Annotated in this window: 17 protein-coding genes, 7 tRNA genes and 1 pseudogene; 14 read left to right on the plus strand and 11 right to left on the minus strand. The window is 72.4% G+C overall.

The window, feature by feature from the left end; translation table 11 throughout:
- Nucleotides 1-33: 33 nt before the first annotated feature.
- Nucleotides 34-324, plus strand: coding sequence for a zf-TFIIB domain-containing protein (locus ACFRAC_RS20640; RefSeq protein ID WP_382925552.1), 291 nt, complete (start codon nucleotides 34-36; stop codon nucleotides 322-324).
- Nucleotides 325-375: 51 nt separating this feature from the next.
- Here the strand turns inward: ACFRAC_RS20640 and ACFRAC_RS20645 are convergent.
- The 5 genes from ACFRAC_RS20645 to ACFRAC_RS20665 form a co-directional block, all read right to left on the minus strand.
- Nucleotides 376-447: transfer RNA gene (locus ACFRAC_RS20645), tRNA-Val, on the minus strand.
- Nucleotides 448-481: 34 nt separating this feature from the next.
- Nucleotides 482-553: transfer RNA gene (locus ACFRAC_RS20650), tRNA-Val, on the minus strand.
- Between the two features lie 34 nt (nucleotides 554-587).
- Nucleotides 588-659 (minus strand) — tRNA-Val (locus tag ACFRAC_RS20655).
- 1 nt (nucleotide 660) lies between these two features.
- Nucleotides 661-734 (minus strand) — tRNA-Cys (locus tag ACFRAC_RS20660).
- Nucleotides 735-772: 38 nt separating this feature from the next.
- Nucleotides 773-845, minus strand: a tRNA-Gly gene (locus ACFRAC_RS20665).
- Between the two features lie 179 nt (nucleotides 846-1,024).
- On the opposite strand from ACFRAC_RS20665, the gene ACFRAC_RS20670 reads away from it, so the two are divergent.
- Genes ACFRAC_RS20670 through ACFRAC_RS20680 form a run of 3 tightly spaced genes read left to right on the plus strand, consistent with a single transcriptional unit; the run spans nucleotide 1,025 to nucleotide 3,763 of the window.
- Nucleotides 1,025-2,071, plus strand: coding sequence for a chorismate-binding protein (locus ACFRAC_RS20670; RefSeq protein WP_382925554.1), 1,047 nt, complete (start codon nucleotides 1,025-1,027; stop codon nucleotides 2,069-2,071).
- Nucleotides 2,068-2,889 (plus strand): aminotransferase class IV, encoded by an 822-nt coding sequence (locus tag ACFRAC_RS20675; protein ID WP_382925555.1) that lies wholly within the window; start codon nucleotides 2,068-2,070, stop codon nucleotides 2,887-2,889. Before ACFRAC_RS20670 ends, ACFRAC_RS20675 begins: the two co-directional genes overlap by 4 nt.
- 49 nt (nucleotides 2,890-2,938) lie before the next feature.
- A complete protein-coding gene (locus ACFRAC_RS20680; RefSeq protein ID WP_382925557.1) occupies nucleotides 2,939-3,763 on the plus strand; it encodes a GNAT family N-acetyltransferase in 825 nt (274 codons plus the stop codon).
- Here the strand turns inward: ACFRAC_RS20680 and ACFRAC_RS20685 are convergent.
- A complete protein-coding gene (locus ACFRAC_RS20685; RefSeq protein ID WP_382925559.1) occupies nucleotides 3,760-4,293 on the minus strand; it encodes a DsbA family protein in 534 nt (177 codons plus the stop codon). The genes ACFRAC_RS20680 and ACFRAC_RS20685 overlap by 4 nt on opposite strands.
- Nucleotides 4,294-4,472: 179 nt before the next feature.
- Here ACFRAC_RS20685 and ACFRAC_RS20690 point away from each other — a divergent pair, with 179 nt between their 5' ends.
- Entirely contained in the window at nucleotides 4,473-4,916 is a 444-nt protein-coding gene (locus tag ACFRAC_RS20690) for a hypothetical protein (protein WP_382925560.1), read from the plus strand.
- 155 nt (nucleotides 4,917-5,071) lie between these two features.
- Entirely contained in the window at nucleotides 5,072-5,224 is a 153-nt protein-coding gene (locus ACFRAC_RS20695) for a hypothetical protein (RefSeq protein ID WP_004002639.1), read from the plus strand.
- Nucleotides 5,225-5,289: 65 nt separating this feature from the next.
- Here ACFRAC_RS20695 and ACFRAC_RS20700 read toward each other — a convergent pair whose 3' ends face one another.
- Together ACFRAC_RS20700 and ACFRAC_RS20705 are read right to left on the minus strand one after the other, a co-directional pair.
- Nucleotides 5,290-5,850, minus strand: a complete 561-nt coding sequence (locus ACFRAC_RS20700) for a CGNR zinc finger domain-containing protein (RefSeq protein WP_361340205.1) — start codon at nucleotides 5,848-5,850, stop codon at nucleotides 5,290-5,292.
- Nucleotides 5,851-6,174: 324 nt separating this feature from the next.
- Complete coding sequence (locus tag ACFRAC_RS20705; protein ID WP_004002642.1) at nucleotides 6,175-6,588, minus strand: SsgA family sporulation/cell division regulator; 414 nt, start codon at nucleotides 6,586-6,588, stop codon at nucleotides 6,175-6,177.
- A 191-nt stretch (nucleotides 6,589-6,779) separates the two neighbouring features.
- Between ACFRAC_RS20705 and ACFRAC_RS20710 the strand changes: the two genes are divergently transcribed.
- The 3 genes and pseudogenes from ACFRAC_RS20710 to ACFRAC_RS20720 all read left to right on the plus strand — a co-directional run.
- On the plus strand, nucleotides 6,780-7,238 hold the full coding sequence (locus ACFRAC_RS20710; protein WP_382925562.1) for a TIGR02611 family protein: 459 nt from the start codon (nucleotides 6,780-6,782) through the stop codon (nucleotides 7,236-7,238).
- Nucleotides 7,239-7,323: 85 nt separating this feature from the next.
- A tRNA-Val gene (locus ACFRAC_RS20715) sits at nucleotides 7,324-7,395 on the plus strand.
- A 255-nt stretch (nucleotides 7,396-7,650) separates the two neighbouring features.
- A pseudogene (locus ACFRAC_RS20720) lies at nucleotides 7,651-8,332 on the plus strand (ABC transporter substrate-binding protein); the annotation flags it as partial.
- A gap of 55 nt (nucleotides 8,333-8,387) precedes the next feature.
- Here ACFRAC_RS20720 and ACFRAC_RS20725 read toward each other — a convergent pair.
- Nucleotides 8,388-10,772 (minus strand): SCO7613 C-terminal domain-containing membrane protein, encoded by a 2,385-nt coding sequence (locus ACFRAC_RS20725; RefSeq protein WP_382925563.1) that lies wholly within the window; start codon nucleotides 10,770-10,772, stop codon nucleotides 8,388-8,390.
- 104 nt (nucleotides 10,773-10,876) lie between these two features.
- Here ACFRAC_RS20725 and ACFRAC_RS20730 point away from each other — a divergent pair, with 104 nt between their 5' ends.
- Both ACFRAC_RS20730 and ACFRAC_RS20735 read left to right on the plus strand, forming a co-directional pair.
- Complete coding sequence (locus ACFRAC_RS20730; RefSeq protein WP_382925565.1) at nucleotides 10,877-11,335, plus strand: SRPBCC family protein; 459 nt, start codon at nucleotides 10,877-10,879, stop codon at nucleotides 11,333-11,335.
- A gap of 39 nt (nucleotides 11,336-11,374) precedes the next feature.
- A tRNA-Val gene (locus tag ACFRAC_RS20735) sits at nucleotides 11,375-11,446 on the plus strand.
- 46 nt (nucleotides 11,447-11,492) lie between these two features.
- Here the strand turns inward: ACFRAC_RS20735 and ACFRAC_RS20740 are convergent.
- Entirely contained in the window at nucleotides 11,493-12,218 is a 726-nt protein-coding gene (locus ACFRAC_RS20740; RefSeq protein ID WP_382925639.1) for a 3'-5' exonuclease, read from the minus strand.
- Nucleotides 12,219-12,385: 167 nt separating this feature from the next.
- On the opposite strand from ACFRAC_RS20740, the gene ACFRAC_RS20745 reads away from it, so the two are divergent.
- From ACFRAC_RS20745 to thrS, 3 genes are all read left to right on the plus strand, one after another.
- Nucleotides 12,386-12,952, plus strand: coding sequence for a DUF4365 domain-containing protein (locus ACFRAC_RS20745; RefSeq protein WP_382925567.1), 567 nt, complete (start codon nucleotides 12,386-12,388; stop codon nucleotides 12,950-12,952).
- Nucleotides 12,949-14,178, plus strand: a complete 1,230-nt coding sequence (locus tag ACFRAC_RS20750; protein ID WP_382925569.1) for a hypothetical protein — start codon at nucleotides 12,949-12,951, stop codon at nucleotides 14,176-14,178. The genes ACFRAC_RS20745 and ACFRAC_RS20750 overlap by 4 nt, the downstream gene beginning before the upstream one ends.
- 127 nt (nucleotides 14,179-14,305) lie before the next feature.
- The gene (gene thrS, locus ACFRAC_RS20755) at nucleotides 14,306-16,282 is read left to right on the plus strand and encodes a threonine--tRNA ligase (protein ID WP_382925571.1); all 1,977 of its coding nucleotides are present in this window, start codon (nucleotides 14,306-14,308) and stop codon (nucleotides 16,280-16,282) included.
- Nucleotides 16,283-16,311: 29 nt separating this feature from the next.
- Here thrS and ACFRAC_RS20760 read toward each other — a convergent pair whose 3' ends face one another.
- Nucleotides 16,312-16,971 carry a potassium channel family protein gene (locus ACFRAC_RS20760; protein ID WP_382925573.1) on the minus strand — a complete coding sequence of 220 codons (660 nt, stop codon included), beginning with the start codon at nucleotides 16,969-16,971 and terminating at the stop codon, nucleotides 16,312-16,314.
- Nucleotides 16,972-17,043 lie beyond the last annotated feature (72 nt).

Here is a 17,043-nt window from a genome sequence, read left to right on the forward strand (position 1 = left end):
GCAGGACCGACCGGCGAGGAGTTGAGCCGAACGATGCAGTGTCCGAAGTGCCATGCGCCGATGCACACCTACAACCGCAACGGCGTCCAGATCGAGCAGTGCAGTGGCTGCCGTGGGATCTTCCTGGACTACGGCGAGCTGGAGGCCCTGACCCGCCTGGAGTCCCAGTGGGCCCAGCCGGCCCCGCCGCCCCCGGCCGCTCCGCAGGCGTACCCGGCCGCGGCCCCGCAGGCCCCGGCGTGGGGTGCCCCGCACGGCGGCCACGGCGGCCACTACGGCCACGGCCGCCACAAGAGCTTCGGCCACATGCTGTTCTCCAGCTGAGCCGCCAGGCCACGAAGAAGCCCCCGGTCGTCGACCGGGGGCTTCGGTGTGTGGACGATACTGGGATTGAACCAGTGACCTCTTCCGTGTCAGGGAAGCGCTCTCCCGCTGAGCTAATCGTCCTCGGGACCACGGCCCGGGGGCCATGGGCACTGCGTGCGCGATACTGGGATTGAACCAGTGACCTCTTCCGTGTCAGGGAAGCGCTCTCCCGCTGAGCTAATCGCGCAGGTCAGACCTTCGGCGTTCCGTCGAAGATCCAGTGGACGATACTGGGATTGAACCAGTGACCTCTTCCGTGTCAGGGAAGCGCTCTCCCGCTGAGCTAATCGTCCTTGGAGGTGGAGACGGGATTTGAACCCGTGTAGACGGCTTTGCAGGCCGTTGCCTCGCCTCTCGGCCACTCCACCAGGAGTGAGGGGGTCGGGAAGATCCCCTTGTTCCTTCGAGCGGACGACGAGGCTCGAACTCGCGACCTCAACCTTGGCAAGGTTGCGCTCTACCAACTGAGCTACGTCCGCTTGACGTTTCCGTTCCGCTCGCGCGGCCCGGCGACGAGTTGAACTCTAGCGGATTCCGGGGCCAGCACAAAAACGCGTTTGCGCAGCGTGCTGCGCCTCACCTGCTCGGCGAGCCGGGGAACCGTCCGCAGCGGACAGGGCCAGGTCGCCGCGGAAGCACCGGCCATAGACTCGACGGCGTGCACGACCTCCCGCCTCTCGCCCGTTTCGGCGACCGCGTCGCCACCGGTCTCCTGGACGTCACCAGCGACCCCGCGGCCCTCGACTCCCGTGGCTTCTGGGCCGTCTGCGCCGACTTCGAGGGCGCTCTGACCTGCGCCCGCTTCCGCGACGTACGGCGGGAGGAGGTGCCCGCCCCGGTGCCGGGCGCCTGGACCGGGCCGGCGGCCGGTGACTGGACGTCGTCCCTCGACCGCGCCGCGTACACGGCCGGGGTGCGGCGCATCCGCGAGCACATCGCGGCCGGCGAGGTCTACCAGGCCAACCTCTGCCGCGTGCTGAGCGCGCCCGTCGGCGCGGACGCCGACGTCGACGCGCTGACCGCCCTCCTGGCGCGCGGCAACCCGGCGCCGTATGCGGGAACGATTCGGCTGCCGGGACACGGCGTGGAGATCGCCACCGCCTCGCCCGAGTTGTTCCTGCGCCGCGACGGGCGTGTCGTGGAGTCCGGGCCGATCAAGGGCACCGGCCGCACCGAGGCGGACCTGCTGGAGAAGGACTACGCCGAGAACGTCATGATCGTCGACCTCGTGCGCAACGACATCGGCCGGGTCTGCGCCACCGGTTCGGTGTCCGTCCCCGACCTGTGCGCCGTGGAGAAGCACCCGGGGCTCGTGCACCTCGTCTCCACGGTCCGCGGCGAACTGCGCCCCGGCACGGGCTGGCCCGAACTCCTCGACGCCGCCTTCCCACCCGGCTCGGTCACCGGCGCGCCCAAGTCCAGTGCGCTGCGGATCATCGAGGCGCTGGAGACGGCACCGCGCGGGCCGTACTGCGGAGGTGTCGGCTGGGTCGACGCCGACCGGGGCACCGGTGAGCTGGCCGTCGGCATACGGACCTTCTGGATCGACCGGGAGGCGGGCGAACTACGTTTCGGCACCGGCGCGGGGATCACCTGGGGGTCGGACCCGGAGGGGGAGTGGCGGGAGACCGAACTGAAGGCGTCCCGGCTGCTCGGGGTAGCGTCGGGTACGTACGAGGTGAGTGGAGAGGGACTGCAACCGTGAAGATCTGGCTCGACGGCGGGTTGAAGGACATCGAGACCGCCCGCGTCTCCGTCTTCGACCACGGTCTGACCGTGGGCGACGGCATCTTCGAGACCGTGAAGGCGGTGGACGGCCGGCTGTTCGCGCTGACCCGGCACCTCGACCGGCTGACGCGTTCGGCGCTGGGGCTCGGCCTGCCCGCCCCCGACCACGACGAGGTCCGCCGGGCCTGCGCCGCCGTCCTGGAGGCCAACCCGATGCCGCTCGGCCGGCTGCGCATCACCTACACCGGCGGGCAGGGCCCGCTCGGCTCCGACCGCGGCGAGCACGGGCCCACGCTCGTCGTCGCCCTCGGCGAGACCAGCCGCCGCCCCGACAGCACGGCCGTGATCACGGTCCCCTGGACCCGCAACGAGCGGGGCGCGCTCACCGGCCTGAAGACCACCTCGTACGCCGAGAACGTCGTCGCCCTCGCCCGCGCCCATGAACGCGGCGCCTCCGAGGCGCTGTTCGCCAACACCGTCGGGCAGCTCTGCGAGGGCACCGGCTCCAACGTCTTCGTCGTCCTGGACGGAGAGATCCACACCCCGCCGGTCGCCTCGGGCTGTCTCGCGGGCATCACCCGCGCCCTCACCGTCGAGTGGACCGGCGCCAAGGAGACCGACCTGCCGCTGGACGTGCTGGAGCGGGCCGACGAGGTCTTCCTCACCTCCACCCTGCGGGACGTCCAGGCCGTGCACCGCGTCGACGACCGCGAACTGCCGGGCACGCCAGGGCCGGTGACCGCCAAGGCCATGCGGATCTTCGAGGAGCGCTCCGGCGACGACCTCGACCCGTGACCGGGAATTCGGTCGCCGCAGGCCCGGCCCGCTGGGTAGAACTCACAGGATGACCACAACCCTGCGGCCGACCGAGCCGCTTCAGCACCATGCCGACGGGACCCGTTCGCGCCGCTACCAGGTGTGTGTGAACGGGCGCCCCGTGGGCGACCTCCTCCTGGGCACGCACCCCGTCTTCGGCGAGGGCGTGGCCCGGATGACGGAGCTGCGCATCGAGGAGGCCGACCGGCGGCGCGGGCGGGCCACCGTCGCCGCCCTCGCCGCGGAGGAGGTGGCGCGCGGCTGGGGCTGCCACCGGATCGAGGTGACGGTCCCCGGGGACGCCGTCCCGGCGCTGCGCCTGGTCACCGCCCTCGGCTACCTCCTGCGCAACCGGGGCATGGCCAAGGCCCTCGGCGACACCCCGCCCGCGCTCCCGGCGGGCACCCGGGCGCGGTCCATGACCGAGTCCGAGTACGACACGTGGCTGGTCAAGAGCGACGAGGACTACGTCCGCAGCTGGGTCGAGCGCGGCGTCCCCGAGGACGAGGCCCGGGCCAAGTCGCGGCGGGACCACCAGGCACTCCTGCCCCAGGGGCTTCGCACGCCCGGCACCTCCATCGACGTCCTGGAGCACGAGGGGACCCCGGTGGGCACCGTGTGGGTCGGCACCCGGCAGGGCCGGGCCTATGTGTACGACGTCGAGACGGCCCCGGAGCACCGGGGCCGGGGCCACGGCCGTTCGCTGATGCTCCAGGCCGAGGGCCGGGCGATCGCCGCCGACCACCGGATGATCGGCCTCAACGTCTTCGCCGGCAACACCGCGGCCGAGCGGCTGTACGACTCGCTCGGCTACGAGACGACGGTGTACGCCCTCTACAAGGCGCTGCTCTAGCGGCCGTCGGGTCCCGCCTGCTCCTCCAGCAGCCGGTCCGCGATCTCCTCGACGCGCTCGCGCAGCCCCTCCTGGCTCTTGCCGCCGTCGAGGCGCTCGCCGTCGATCACATAGGTGGGGGTGCCGGTCACGCCGATCGCCTTGCCCTCGGCCTGGTCGGCGTCGACGATCAGGATGTGCCGTCCGTCGATCAGCGCGGTGTCGAACTCCTCCGCGTCCAGGCCCAGTTCCCGGGCCACCTCGATCAGGAAGGGCTCGCCCTTGCGGTCCAGTTCCTCGACCCGGCCGAGGACGGCCTCGATGTACGGCCACCCCTGCCCCTGCTCCAGGGCCTCCTCGGCGGCCTGCGCGGCGGCGAAGGCGTGCTTGTGCTTCTCCAGCGGGAAGTGCCGCAGCCGCACCTCCAGCCGGTCGCCGTAGCGGGAGCGCAGGGCGCGCAGATCGTCCAGGGCGCCGCGGCAGTCGGGGCACTGGAGCTCGCACCAGAAGTCGAGGACGACGGCGGTGCGCTCGGGGGAGGAGTCGTTCATGGTGCCAGTCTCCCAGCCCCGCCCGGGCCGGCCCAATCCGGCCGTGACCGGCACCTGCGGAGGAGACGACCCGGAGTTCTCCCTGATGTCGGCTCGAGCCGTGGCCGGGCGAGGTGGCGACGGTGCAGGATGGAAGGGACGAAGTGCCCCGTCGGACGCAGCCCCGCCTGGAGGACCGGATGATTGCCGAGACCGTCTGTTCCGCCGTCGCCGTGGCCGGCCTGGGCATCGCGGCGGTCACGGCGTACCGCAAGCGTTTCCTCGCGGCCACGCGCGTCGCGGCCTACGCGCTGGTGCCCTTGGGGCTGGTGATGACCGGTGTCGTGGAGTGGCTGGCCGACACCGCCTTCAGTCCGACGGCCTGGGCGGGCTTCGGGGTCCTCGGGCTGGCCTGGGTGCTGTTCGCGAGCACCCGTGCGGTGGAGCGCCGCCGGGGCGGCACCCGCGCGGAGCGCAAGGAGGCCCGCGCGGCGGAGCGCCGCGAGGCGGTGGCCCCGGCGGCCTCCGCGCCCTCGCTGGGGGAGGGGTCCAAGCCGGCGAGGCGGCCCGCGAGCGCCCCGCGCGCAGAGCCCGCCGACGACTTCAGCGACATCGAGGCCATCCTGAAGAAGCACGGCATCTGACCCGGGCGCACCGGGTGGAAGCGACACAGTGGGTCGCCCTCCGGCCCTGAACGATCACCATTCGGACCGGACATCACGGATTACGGCGAACACCCGCTCATTCCGGGCGCGCTGATCGCGAAGCGGGGCTGATCTGCGCCATCATCGCCCGCGAGATGCTGGACACGACACAGAGCGAGGCCGCGCCACCTCAGGACGAGCCTCGTGGGTGCCTCTTCGCCCTTTCCCAGCCACCGCTGATGATCTTCCTTGCGGTGATCGGGTGTCTGCTGCTCATGGCTGCGCTGCACGATCTGCTGCTGCTCTGAGCCGTACCCGCGGTCCCCGGCGCCACCCGCCGGGGCCCGCGTCGACACTCCGTCCGGCCGGCGTCTCAGCCGGTGGCCTCCTTGCGGCGCGCCCGGTAGGCGGCCACATGCAGCCGGTTGCCGCAGGTACGGCTGTCGCAGTAGCGGCGGGAACGGTTGCGGGAGAGATCCACGAAGGCGTGCCGGCAGTCCGGTGCCTCGCAGCGCCGCAGCCGCTCCTGCTCCCCGGCCACCACGAAGAAGGCCAGCGCCATGCCGCAGTCCGCCGCGAGATGGTCCGCCACGGACGCGCCGGGAGCGAAGTAGTGCACATGCCAGCCGTGGCCGTCGTGGTCGGTCAGACGCGGTGTGGTGCCGGCCGCCGCCACGAGTTCGTTGATCTGCCCGGCCGCGGCCCTCGGATCCGTCGCCGCGAAGATCGACGCGAACCGTCCGCGCACCTTGCGCACCGCCGACAGGTCGAACTCCGACAGCACCCCCACATCGCTGATGTCGTGCTTGCGCACGAAGTCGGCGAGGGCCGTGATGTCCGACAGCCCGTCCGCGGCGCCGTCCTCGTCCGGCGCGGTGTTCACCAGGTCCACCACGACATCTAGTGCGCACCGGGCGTCATGGGTGATCAGCACGTTCTGCTCCCTGGCCTGGAGGTGGGCGTGGGCGCCCGCCGATGCTGGCCGATGGTAGTGGCTCGCACAGCCGGCACACCGCCGTCGTCCGCACATGGCTTCGAATAGAACGCCCGAGGAGCGCTTGCGGTTCCCACGGCGGCGGACCGGCCCTCCGGGCCCCCGAGGCGGCGCACCACGGCCCTCGGACCGCTCACAGGCCCCGAGACACCGGCGCCGCCCTCGCGACAGCGAGGACGGCGCCGGTGGCCTGCCTATGCGGTTGTCCTGGCCCGAGCCGTCACCCCGAGTCGACGGCGCCGGGCGGCTTGCGGGGATCTCGCCCTAGCTTTCCGCCAGGATGTGCGAGAGCTCCTGGTCGAGGTCGAAGTGGCGGTGTTCCGTGCCGGGGGGCACGGCGGCGTCCGTCCGCTTCAGGAAGGACTCCAGGGCTCGCGCGGGGGCCTCGAGCAGTGCCTCGCCCTCAGGAGAGCTCAGGGCGATGCAGACGACCCCCTGACCATGACTGCGCGACGGCCAGACACGGACGTCGCCGGTACCGGTGGGCCGGTGGAGGCCCTCGGCGAGGAGGTCGCGGGCGAACACCCACTCGACGGTCTCCTCGGCTCCGGTGTGGAAGGTGGCGTGCACGGCGTAGGGGTCGGCCGTGTCGTACCGCAGGCCTGCGGGGACAGGCAGGGAGGACTCGCTCGACACAACGAGGCGCAGGTGCAGCTCGCAGCTGACCGTGGTGTTCATAAGCGCCAGGGCCTTTCGCTCAGTGTGCGCTCGGGGATTCGCACGTCGGCGAAATCGACATGCCACCTACGGTGCCGTTGTAAACCCCTCTGAGTGTTTTGCGTGGGATTACGTAACTCTTCCGGCCGAGAACCCGTTCGTGCGGTACGACCATTTCGGTGGCCGGATTCGGTCCGGTAGGGTTTGGCCGTATGAATACGGGGAGTGACGAGTCGGGTGGCGCCGTACTGGCGTCCGAAGGGGCGCGGGTGAGCAAGGCGCGGGACGATGGAGAGCGGGCTCTCGGATCCCGGGCGCCCGAGTTCGTCAAAGCGCGCCGCCTGCTGCACCTGAGCTGGCAGGTCGGCGTCTTCGTCATCGGCCTCGCGATCGTGGTGGCCGGCATCATCATGCTGCCCCTGCCCGGTCCCGGCTGGGTCGTGATCTTCGGCGGCATGGCGGTCTGGGCGACCGAGTTCGTCTGGGCCCAGCTGGTGCTGCGCTGGACCAAGCGCAAGGTCACCGAGGCGGCGCAGAAGGCGCTCGACCCGAAGGTGCGCCGGCGCAACATCGTTGTGACCTCGATCGGCCTGGTGATCATGGCCGTGCTGGTGGGGATCTACGTGTGGAAGTTCGGCGCCGTCATGCCGTGGAAGATCCAGGACCAGTGAGCGCGCGGGGTGCGGATGCCCTCCCGGCCGGTTCCGGGGCGGTCACCCGCACCCCCTGACTTGGGGTAATGTTCTTCCTGCGCCGGGGCGATTAGCTCAGTGGGAGAGCGCTTCGTTCACACCGAAGAGGTCACTGGTTCGAACCCAGTATCGCCCACCCGGATCCGACGGCCCGCCTGTGAGACCACAGGCGGGCCGTCGGCGTGAGAGGGCGCGGTTCCCGACCCCCTCGGTGCCTTCCGGGACGGCCGCCGCCGCGTGCCCCGCCTGAGGCTCCGGCCGTCCGGTGCGGTCGTTCGCCCGGACAACCCCTGGCCGCCTTCCCGGGCCGCGCGGCAATTCCTGTCCGCATCGTCGACGCGCCGTCGGGCCCCCGTACCTCGTGCCGGCAAGCGCTTGCTCGCAATGATTCATGCCGGCGGCGACACTGCGGGGAGGCCCGGCCGCGGAAACGAGAAGGGGTGTCGGGCGGCGCACCGTCCTGAAGGCGGCGGGTGCCACGGGCGGTCGTCCGGGGGCTCGCCGCCGTCACCGGCTGCGGCGGCGACGGAGAGGCCGCCGCGGATGGGATGGTGACGATCCGTTATGCGTGGCGGGGTGTCGAGGACCTCGCCGAAAGGATCGACAGGATCATCGCGCTCTTCGAGAAGAAGTATCCGAAGATCAAGGTCAAGACGGACTTTCAGCCGTACACGGACTTCTGGAAGAAGTTCAACACCCAGTGGCGCGGAGGGAATCCGCCGGACGTCCAGAATGCGATCGGATTCCTGCGCAAATACGACGCGGAGAATGTGCTGCTGGATCTTCGCGAACCGGTGGAGGCGAGCCACCTTCGACGGACGGTTTCCGGGTCGGCCCCGACACCTTCGGTGAGATCGACGGCAGGCTCCTTGGCGTCCCGGTCGGCTCGAACTCGCCGGCCCTCGTCATCGGCGAGCCCGTCCGCACCAAGGCCGGGGTCACCCCGAACAGGGCCGGACCTGGGACGACTTCGACGCGGCCCTCAAGCGGGCCAGCTTGAGGGCCGCGCCCGGACCGGTCGGGCCGGTGACAGCGGGATGCACGGCGTCATATACCTCTACGACCTTTACTTGACGCCGGATGCCGAAGGACCGGGACCGCGCGGCCGCGCGGTCCCCCACCCCTTCGTCAGTGCATGGTGCCCAGGAACTCTCGTACCCGCCGGGCGTCCCTCAGGCGCTGCTCGTACGTCGCCCCGACGGCCAGCAGCAGGAGGCCGGCGAGCGCGGGCGGCACCCAGCGGGGCAGTGCGTCGGTCACCTGGACGATGTACGGGGCGAGTTCGTGCAGGGCGTCCAGGGCGAGGACCGTGCCACCCAGCAGGAGCGGTGCCTGCAGGCGGTGACGGGCGCCCAGCAGGGTGACCGCCAGCGCGGCCAGGCCGAGCAGCAGGGGGCGCGCCCAGTGCGTGTCGCCCCAGGCGGCCACCAGGCTCGGCACGAGCGTGGCGGCGAGCCCGGGACCGTAGGCCGACCAGGACGAGACCCGCGGGTCGCGTCGCCTGCTGAGGGCGCCGACGAGCAGGGCGGCGACGGTGACCGGCAGCGTGTACGCCTCCGGTGTGCCGACGTCCCACGCCGCCAGGCGCACCCACGCGGCCAGCACGAACAGCGCGGTGCCCGCGAAGGCGACGGGACGGCGGTCCGGGCGCAGCGCGGTCCCGGACGCGATCACCCCGCACAGCGCCAGCACGAGGGCCAGCATCGGCAGATCGCCGGAGGCGACGGCCAGGCCGATCGCGACAAGGGCGGCCGCCGCACCCGTGACCTCGACCGGGACCGTCGCCCGGCGGGTGTCCCCGAGCCGGGCCGCGAGCAGGGCCGCCGCCAACGGGACGACCAGGACCAGCACGGCGGTGTCCTGCGGCCGCCAGCCGGCCGCGGCCCCCGACGCGCAGGCGAGTGCGGTCGCGTACGCGAAGGCGGCCGGAGCCGTGACCGGCGCGAGACGCGGCGTTCGGGACGCCGCCGCGAACAGCGCGGTGAGGGCGGCCGTCACGGTGAGGGTCGCGTCCTGGCGGGCCAGGGACAGCAGGACGAGGGGCAGGGTGGTCAGCGGCGCGAGCACCGTCGCGGTCATGGGAAGGGGCAAGGGCCGCTCGGGCGTCCGGGGCCACGTGGCCGCCGCGAGCGCCCCGGCGGTGAGGCATCCGAGCGCCGCCAGGCCCACGGCGTACGGGACGTCGAGCACCGCCGGCAGCACCAGCGCCGTCGCCCAGCCGAGAACCAGTGCCCCGGTCAGTGCGCGGACGCGTCCCACCGCCTCGCGCGCCAGGACCAGGACGCCGGCGACCGCCACCAGGACGACGGGCACCGTCTCGGAGTACGGCGGCCACGGCACATCGGTGGTGACCGCCGCACGCAGGCTTCCGGGCGCCCCGGACCCCACCTGCTCGACCCAGGCGACCGGACCCGTGAGCGCGACCCCCATCAGCGGCAGGGTCCACAGCAGGGCCAGCCCCTGTACGGCGGCGGAGGCGTGCACCAGGCCCTGGCGCACCGCCTGCGGCAGCCGGGCCGACCGGGTCGCGGCCAGCAGGGCGATCCCGCAGGCCAGATATGCCGGGACCGTCCACACGGCGGGCAGCGCGGGCCGGACCGTACCGCCGGCCGCGGCGACCGTGAGGAGCCCGGCGGCGACGGCCAGGCCGCCCGCCTGCCGCTCGGCCGACGGATGCCGGGCCGCCGTCAGCGCGACGCCCGCCGCGAGGAGAAGGAGCGCCGCCGCACGGGCGGCGGCGCTCGGGCCGGTGGCCGTCCACGACAGCCAGCCGGCGGCCCACGCTCCCCAGGCACCCAGGCCGTAGCCACCGACGACGGCGGTCCGCCGGACGGGCCCGGCGGACCCCCGCAGCGCCACCGCCGTGTCGCAGGCCGCCGTCACCAACACGGCCAGGGTGACGCCGAACGAGCCCGCGTCGACGGCCACCGCCCCGAGCACGAGCGGTAGTTGGGCGGCCACCAGGGCCGCGGGCAGGGGCAGTCGCAGCGCCGAGGCGCGCGGCAGCAGACCGTACGCCGTCCACAGGGCGGCGAGCGCCGCCGAGGCGGCGGCGGAGTACCCCGTGGCGTCCGCGCCGGGCAGCGCCGCCTCGTGCAGCGCGTACGCGTCGAGCACGGTCAGGACGAGCCCGAGGCCCGCCACCGATTCGGCCGTCGAGCGCAGCCCCCGCTTGAGCAGCGGCACCGGCGTGGCGAGCACCCCCACGGTGATGGCGCCCAGCACCAGCGCACGCCCCACCATGCCGAGTTCACCCCAGCTGACCAGGGTGAAGGCGATCGCCGCGACGGTGAGCAGGACACCGCCGAGCAGCAGCAGGACGTTCTGCACGCGGGGCGCCGAGGCCTCCGGGCGCGGCGGTGCGGCGGGCGCGGGGGCCGGCGGTGCGGCCGCGTGGAGGGCCGTGACCAGCCAGGCCCGCCGGTGCAGCAACTGGGCACGGCGGGCGTCCAGTCGGCGCAGCTCCAGATCCAGGAGCCGCAACTCCTCGGCCGGTGGCGGAATGTGCGTCATGGCGGGAGTGTGGTCCGCGTCACGCCCGCCCGGCATGAGTGCGGGTACTCAGAGGACGTACTCAGATCCCGTGCGGACCCGCTCCCACGGGGCACACTCGGGCCATGGACTGGAGCCACTACCGCTTCCGCAGCCTGTGGGAACTCCCCGCGCCCCCCGCCGTCGTCCACGAGGTGCTGGAGCGGGCCGAGGACTACCCGCGCTGGTGGCCGCAGGTCCGCGAGGTGCACCGGATCGATGACACCACCGGCGTGCTCACCGTAAGGTCCCTCCTGCCCTACGACCTCACCTTCACGGCCCGCGAGGTGCGGCGCGACCGCGCCGCCGGCGTCCTGGAGATCGCCATCTCCGGTGACCTCGACGGCTGGGCACGCTGGACGATCACTCCCCACGGCGCCGGGTGCCTGGCCCGCTACGACCAGGTCGTCGACGTGAACAAGCCGCTGCTGCGCCGGTTCGCGGTGCCGGGCCGGCCGGTCTTCCGGGCCAACCACCGGCTGATGATGCGCGCGGGCCGCCGCGGCCTGCTGGGGTTCCTGGCCGAACGCGGGCAAGCGGTTTGAACGAAGCGCGCGGGGACCTGTATGGTTCAGTGCGTTCCCGGGCGATTAGCTCAGTGGGAGAGCGCTTCGTTCACACCGAAGAGGTCACTGGTTCGAACCCAGTATCGCCCACCGGGAGAAAGCCGGTCCGCTTGACGCGGGCCGGCTTTTCCGCTGTTCAGGCCGCCGCCGGCAGGTCCGGGCGCAGTGGCCACGCCGGGTCCACCGACTCCTCCGCGCCGCTGCGCGCGAACCACGCCTGGAGTCCGCGTGCCTGTGCCGCGTGCCACACCGCCTGGAGGGTGTGCAGCTCCGCCGGGGACAGCCGCTCCAGGCGGGCCGCGAAGCGGCGGCCCACCGCGCGGACGACCTCCAGCGACGCCAGGGCGTCGGCCGCCGCGTCGTGCGCGTCCGCCAGTTCGACCTCGTAGTGCGCGCACAGGTCCGTCAGGGTGCGGCGCCCCTTGCGGTAGCGGTCCAGATGCTTGTCGAGGACGCGCGGGTCGAGCACCGTCAGCGACGCCGTCTCGAACCAGCGGGACAGCGACGAGGCGCGATGCCGCCGCAACTCGCGGTCCAGCAGCGTCAGATCGAACGGCGCGTTCATCACCACCAGCGGCCGGCCCGCCGCGGCCTGCACCGCCAGCTCCTCGGCTATCTCCTGCATCACCGGCGCCGGCCAGCGGCCGTTGCGCTGGAGGTGATCCTCCGTCAGCCCGTGCACCGCCGTCGCCGCCTCCGGCACCGGGACACCCGGGTTCACCAGCCAACGCGTCACCCGGGGCCGGGTCCCCGGGGCGTCCTGGACGACGACGGCCGCCGAAACGATCCGGTCGGTCTCGACGTCCACGCCTGTCGTCTCCGTGTCGAATGCCGCCAGCGGGCCCTCGTACCAGCACGCCATACCGCTCAACCCCTCCTCCATCCATGGCAGCTGACGTACCGTCTTCTGCCCGTTTGGTGATACCCGGGCCGTTTGCGACGTACGCCGGCCGGACACAACAGGAGTGCGGGTCTTTGCAGTTCAGCGGCCCGCCACGGGGATTCACACTGCCTGGAAGGCTGTTCGTCATGGCGATTGCGCAGCCCGAGCGGAGCGGGCTGCTGCCCGAACGGACGGGCCCCCCTCGCGGTTCACTCGCCACCACCGCGTGCATGGAGACACTGCAGGTGGGCTATCTGCACGCGGTCGCCGCGGCGGCGGGATGCTCGCTGTCCCAGCCGTTCCCGGACAACGGCATCGACTGGCACGTCAGCCACAGCGCGCCCGGCCACACCGTCGACGACGAGGTCACCATCAAGGTGCAGCTGAAGGCGACGTACCAGGTGGCGCCCGATCCGCCCGGCCGCTTCTTCTCCTTCACGCTCGACAACGCCCATCTGGCGAAGCTCGCCCGCACCCCGGTCTCGGTGCACAAGATCCTCGTCGTGATGATCGTGCCCCGGTCCCAGGAGCAGTGGCTGCGCGCCGGACACGACCGGCTCGACCTGAGGCACTGCTGCTACTGGGTCAATCTCGCCGGTCACGCGATCACCGGCCGGCGCCGCACCACCGTCCGGATACCGACCTCCCGCATCTTCGACGACCGGGCGCTCTGCGAGATCATGACGCGGGTCGGGACCGGAGGCAGACCATGACGCACCGCCCGCTCCAGGAGCCCGCCCGGCCGGTCCGGCCCCACCCCGTCGACGTGGCCTGGGACCGGCCCCCCGAGCCCGGCGACGTCGACCCCGCCGTCCTCGGAGCCCTGCTGCGCCGGCACGGCTGGCAGCGGCGCGGGGGAGCGGCGGGCCGCTACGGCCGCTGGACCCCGCCCGGGCCGGGAGGCGGCGGCACCAGCCTGCTGGTCCCGGAGTCCCGCGCCTTCCCCGACAGCGACGACCTGCTCGCCGAGGCGCTGACCGCGCTGTCCCGCAGCGGCACGCCCGCGGCCCGCGAGGTGCTGGTCTGCCTCGCCGTGCCCAGCGACGAGATCCGCTGGTGGCGGGACGCCCCGGCCGGCCCGGCCGGGGCGGCGCCCTGGACCGCCGAGGAGGAGCTGCGCACCGCCGCCCGCCGCACCCTGCTCGCCGCCGCGCTGGCCACCCGCGGACGGGCCGGATACCACGGCACCCGGCACCGCCGCGCGGCCGTCGGCATGCTGGAGGACGTCCTCGTCGGCTCCGCGCCCGACGGCCGGGGCCTGACCGCCTTCGTGCCCGTGGCCACCGGCCGCCCCCTCGCCGTACGCCTCCACCAAGCGCTGTACGCGGCCCGCGAGGCCGTCGACTACCAGCGGGCCACCGGCGGCATGGACGCCTTCGACGGGGCCGTCGAGGCGGGCGTCAGCCGGGAGCTGGTCGAGGGCCTGATCGCCCTGGTGCGCGGCACGGAGGGCGCGCGGGTCGCCGTGGCGTGGGCGCCGGCCGCCGGCGCCCCCGAGGACTGCGCGGCCGACGGCGAGCCCGTCGAGTTCTCACCCGGCGACCTGCCCGTCCTGCGGGCGGCCGGGGCCCGCTATCTGCGTGAGGAGCCGTCGGTGCCGGTTCGGATCACCGGCGCCGTCGTGCGGATGCGCCGGACCGGCACCCGCGGGGAGGGCACCGTCCGGCTGCGCGTCATCGCGGGCGCGGACGTCTCGCACGTCCGGCTGACGCTGGACGAGGAGGCGTACCGCATCGCCGGGCACGCGCACCTCGTCGGACTGCCGGTGCGGGTGCGCGGCCGGCTGGAGAGCCGGGGCGGTTTCCGCAGGCTGGCCGGGGCCTCGGAGGTGGTCCCGGTCCAGGTCGACGACGCCGAGCGGGACCGGCTGATGAAGGCGCTCCAGGAGGACCTGGACTTCTTCGAAGAGGTGTGCGCGGGCGAGGACACCGGCGACTGACGGCGGCCGGAGCCGGAGGGGGCCGCGGGTGACCGTTTCGCGATCGGAGGTCGCGGGTCGGTACGATCGCAGTCATGCGCGCGCTCCTGGTATGGCGCCGCACCCCACCTTCAGTCAGGAGAGACCGGTGTCAGACGTCCGTGTGATCATCCAACGCGATTCCGAGCGGGAAGAGCGCGTGGTGACGACGGGCACTACGGCCGCCGACCTCTTCGCCGGCGAGCGCTCCGTCATCGCCGCGCGCGTGGGCGGCGAGCTCAGGGACCTGTCGTACGTGCTCTCCGACGGCGAGGAGGTCGAGGGCGTCGAGATCTCCTCCGAGGACGGTCTGAACATCCTGCGCCACTCCACCGCGCACGTGATGGCCCAGGCGGTGCAGGAGCTCTTCCCCGAGGCCAAGCTGGGCATCGGCCCGCCCGTGAAGGACGGCTTCTACTACGACTTCGACGTCGAGAAGCCGTTCACGCCCGAGGATCTCAAGGCCATCGAGAAGAAGATGCAGGAGATCCAGAAGCGCGGCCAGAAGTTCGCGCGTCGCGTCGTCACCGAAGAGGACGCCCGCGAGGAGCTGGCGGACGAGCCGTACAAGCTGGAGCTGATCGGTCTCAAGGGCGCGGCGTCCCACGACGACGGCGCGGACGTCGAGGTCGGCGCCGGCGAGCTGACGATCTACGACAACCTCGACGCCAAGACCGGCGAGCTGTGCTGGAAGGACCTCTGCCGCGGTCCCCACCTGCCGTCGACCCGCGCGATCCCCGCCTTCAAGCTCATGCGCAACGCGGCCGCCTACTGGCGCGGCAGCGAGAAGAACCCGATGCTCCAGCGCATCTACGGCACCGCCTGGCCGTCCAAGGACGAGCTGAAGCAGCACCTGGAGTTCCTCGCCGAGGCCGAGAAGCGCGACCACCGCAGGCTCGGCAGTGAACTCGATCTCTTCTCCATCCCGGAGCAGATCGGCTCCGGCCTCGCCGTCTTCCACCCCAAGGGCGGCATCATCCGCCGGGTCATGGAGGACTACTCGCGCCGCCGGCACGAGGAGGAGGGCTACGAGTTCGTCTACACCCCGCACGCCACGAAGGGGAAGCTCTTCGAGACCTCGGGCCACCTGGACTGGTACGCCGACGGCATGTACCCGCCCATGCAGCTCGACGAGGGCGTGGACTACTACCTCAAGCCCATGAACTGCCCGATGCACAACCTGATCTTCGACGCGCGCGGGCGTTCCTACCGTGAACTGCCGCTGCGCCTCTTCGAGTTCGGGACCGTGTACCGGTACGAGAAGTCGGGCGTCGTGCACGGCCTGACCCGCGCACGCGGCTTCACCCAGGACGACGCGCACATCTACAGCACCCGCGAGCAGATGGCCGAAGAGCTCGACCGGACCCTCACCTTCGTCCTGAACCTGCTGCGCGACTACGGTCTGACCGACTTCTACCTGGAGCTGTCCACCAAGGACCCGGAGAAGTTCGTCGGCACCGACGAGGCGTGGGAGGAGGCCACCGAGACGCTGCGCCAGGTCGCCGAGAAGCAGAACCTGGAACTGGTCGCGGACCCGGGCGGCGCCGCCTTCTACGGCCCGAAGATCTCCGTCCAGACCAAGGACGCCATCGGCCGCACCTGGCAGATGTCGACGATCCAGCTCGACTTCAACCTGCCGGAACGCTTCGACCTGGAGTACACCGCCGCCGACGGCTCCAAGCAGCGTCCGGTCATGATCCACCGTGCCCTGTTCGGCTCGATCGAGCGGTTCTTCGCCGTGCTCCTGGAGCACTACGCGGGCGCCTTCCCGGCGTGGCTCGCGCCCGTCCAGGCGATCGGCATCCCGATCGGCGACGCGCACGTCGAGTACCTGGAGAAGTTCGCCGCCACCGCGAAGAAGCAGGGCCTGCGCGTCGAGGTCGACTCGTCCTCGGACCGGATGCAGAAGAAGATCCGCAACGCCCAGAAGCAGAAGGTGCCCTTCATGGTCATCGCGGGCGACGAGGACATGGCGAACAACGCCGTCTCCTTCCGCTACCGCGACGGCTCCCAGGAGAACGGCATCCCGTTCGACGAGGCCATCGCCAAGATCGGGAAGGTCGTCGAGGAGCGGACGCAGGTCTGATCCACCGGCTCAGGAGGCCCCCGGAAGGCTCAGCCCTCCGGGGGCCTCGTGTCGCCCTCCCGGGCGAAGACCTGCAGCAGCCAGGAGGAGAACGACCCGGTCACCGCGCCGAGCAGGGCCAGCCCGCCGGCCATCATGAACGTCGCGATCGCCCGGCCGCCCGTCGTCACCGGGGCGATGTCGCCGTAGCCGACCGTGCTGAGGGTCGCCGCCGTCCACCACACCGCGTCGCCGAAGGTCCCCATGGTGGCGCCGGGCGCTCCGCGTTCCTGCTGGAAGACGGCCAGGGCCCCGGCGAAGCCGAGGAGCAGCGTGGACAGGCTCGCGTAGGCGACCACCCGGGCGTGCAGGGACAGCCGGGGCCCTCCCTGCCGGTGCTGGATGGCGTCGTAGAGCGGCACGATCCGCAGCGGGCGCAGCAGCGGCAGCAGGACCACGACCGTGTGCAGGAAGTGGGTCCTGGCGAAGCGCAGGAAGCGTTCCCCGCTGAGCTGCTGGCGCACCACGAAGTCGGCGGCGAACAGCAGCCACAGTGCGGCCATCGTGTACACGCACACGTCCTTCCAGAACGGCGGCACGCTCACCGCGAGGACGCGGACGGCGTAGGCGGCCAGGAAGAGGAGCGACGCCAGGAACAGCGGGATCTCGGTGCGGTGCTCCCAGCGGGCGGGAGGGCTGTCGTCGTCCACGGGCCCAGCTTGGCCGGTGGCCGCCGCCCGGACGCCCCGGCGACACGCCGGGAACGGCCGAAGCCATATGCT

This window comes from Streptomyces sp. NPDC056628, assembly GCF_042792555.1.
Classification (GTDB): Bacteria; Actinomycetota; Actinomycetes; order Streptomycetales; family Streptomycetaceae; genus Streptomyces.

Excerpts from the sequence above, each read along its gene's own strand:
- ACFRAC_RS20640 (WP_382925552.1), top strand. The coding sequence starts at position 34 with ATGCAGTGTCCGAAGTGCCATGCGCCGATGCACACCTACAACCGCAAC.
- ACFRAC_RS20680 (WP_382925557.1), top strand. The coding sequence starts at position 2,939 with ATGACCACAACCCTGCGGCCGACCGAGCCGCTTCAGCACCATGCCGAC.
- ACFRAC_RS20685 (WP_382925559.1), bottom strand. The coding sequence starts at position 4,293 with ATGAACGACTCCTCCCCCGAGCGCACCGCCGTCGTCCTCGACTTCTGG.
- ACFRAC_RS20690 (WP_382925560.1), top strand. The coding sequence starts at position 4,473 with ATGATTGCCGAGACCGTCTGTTCCGCCGTCGCCGTGGCCGGCCTGGGC.
- ACFRAC_RS20695 (WP_004002639.1), top strand. The coding sequence starts at position 5,072 with ATGCTGGACACGACACAGAGCGAGGCCGCGCCACCTCAGGACGAGCCT.
- ACFRAC_RS20705 (WP_004002642.1), bottom strand. The coding sequence starts at position 6,588 with ATGAACACCACGGTCAGCTGCGAGCTGCACCTGCGCCTCGTTGTGTCG.
- ACFRAC_RS20710 (WP_382925562.1), top strand. The coding sequence starts at position 6,780 with ATGAATACGGGGAGTGACGAGTCGGGTGGCGCCGTACTGGCGTCCGAA.
- ACFRAC_RS20725 (WP_382925563.1), bottom strand. The coding sequence starts at position 10,772 with ATGACGCACATTCCGCCACCGGCCGAGGAGTTGCGGCTCCTGGATCTG.
- ACFRAC_RS20730 (WP_382925565.1), top strand. The coding sequence starts at position 10,877 with ATGGACTGGAGCCACTACCGCTTCCGCAGCCTGTGGGAACTCCCCGCG.
- ACFRAC_RS20740 (WP_382925639.1), bottom strand. The coding sequence starts at position 12,218 with ATGGCGTGCTGGTACGAGGGCCCGCTGGCGGCATTCGACACGGAGACG.
- ACFRAC_RS20745 (WP_382925567.1), top strand. The coding sequence starts at position 12,386 with ATGGCGATTGCGCAGCCCGAGCGGAGCGGGCTGCTGCCCGAACGGACG.
- ACFRAC_RS20750 (WP_382925569.1), top strand. The coding sequence starts at position 12,949 with ATGACGCACCGCCCGCTCCAGGAGCCCGCCCGGCCGGTCCGGCCCCAC.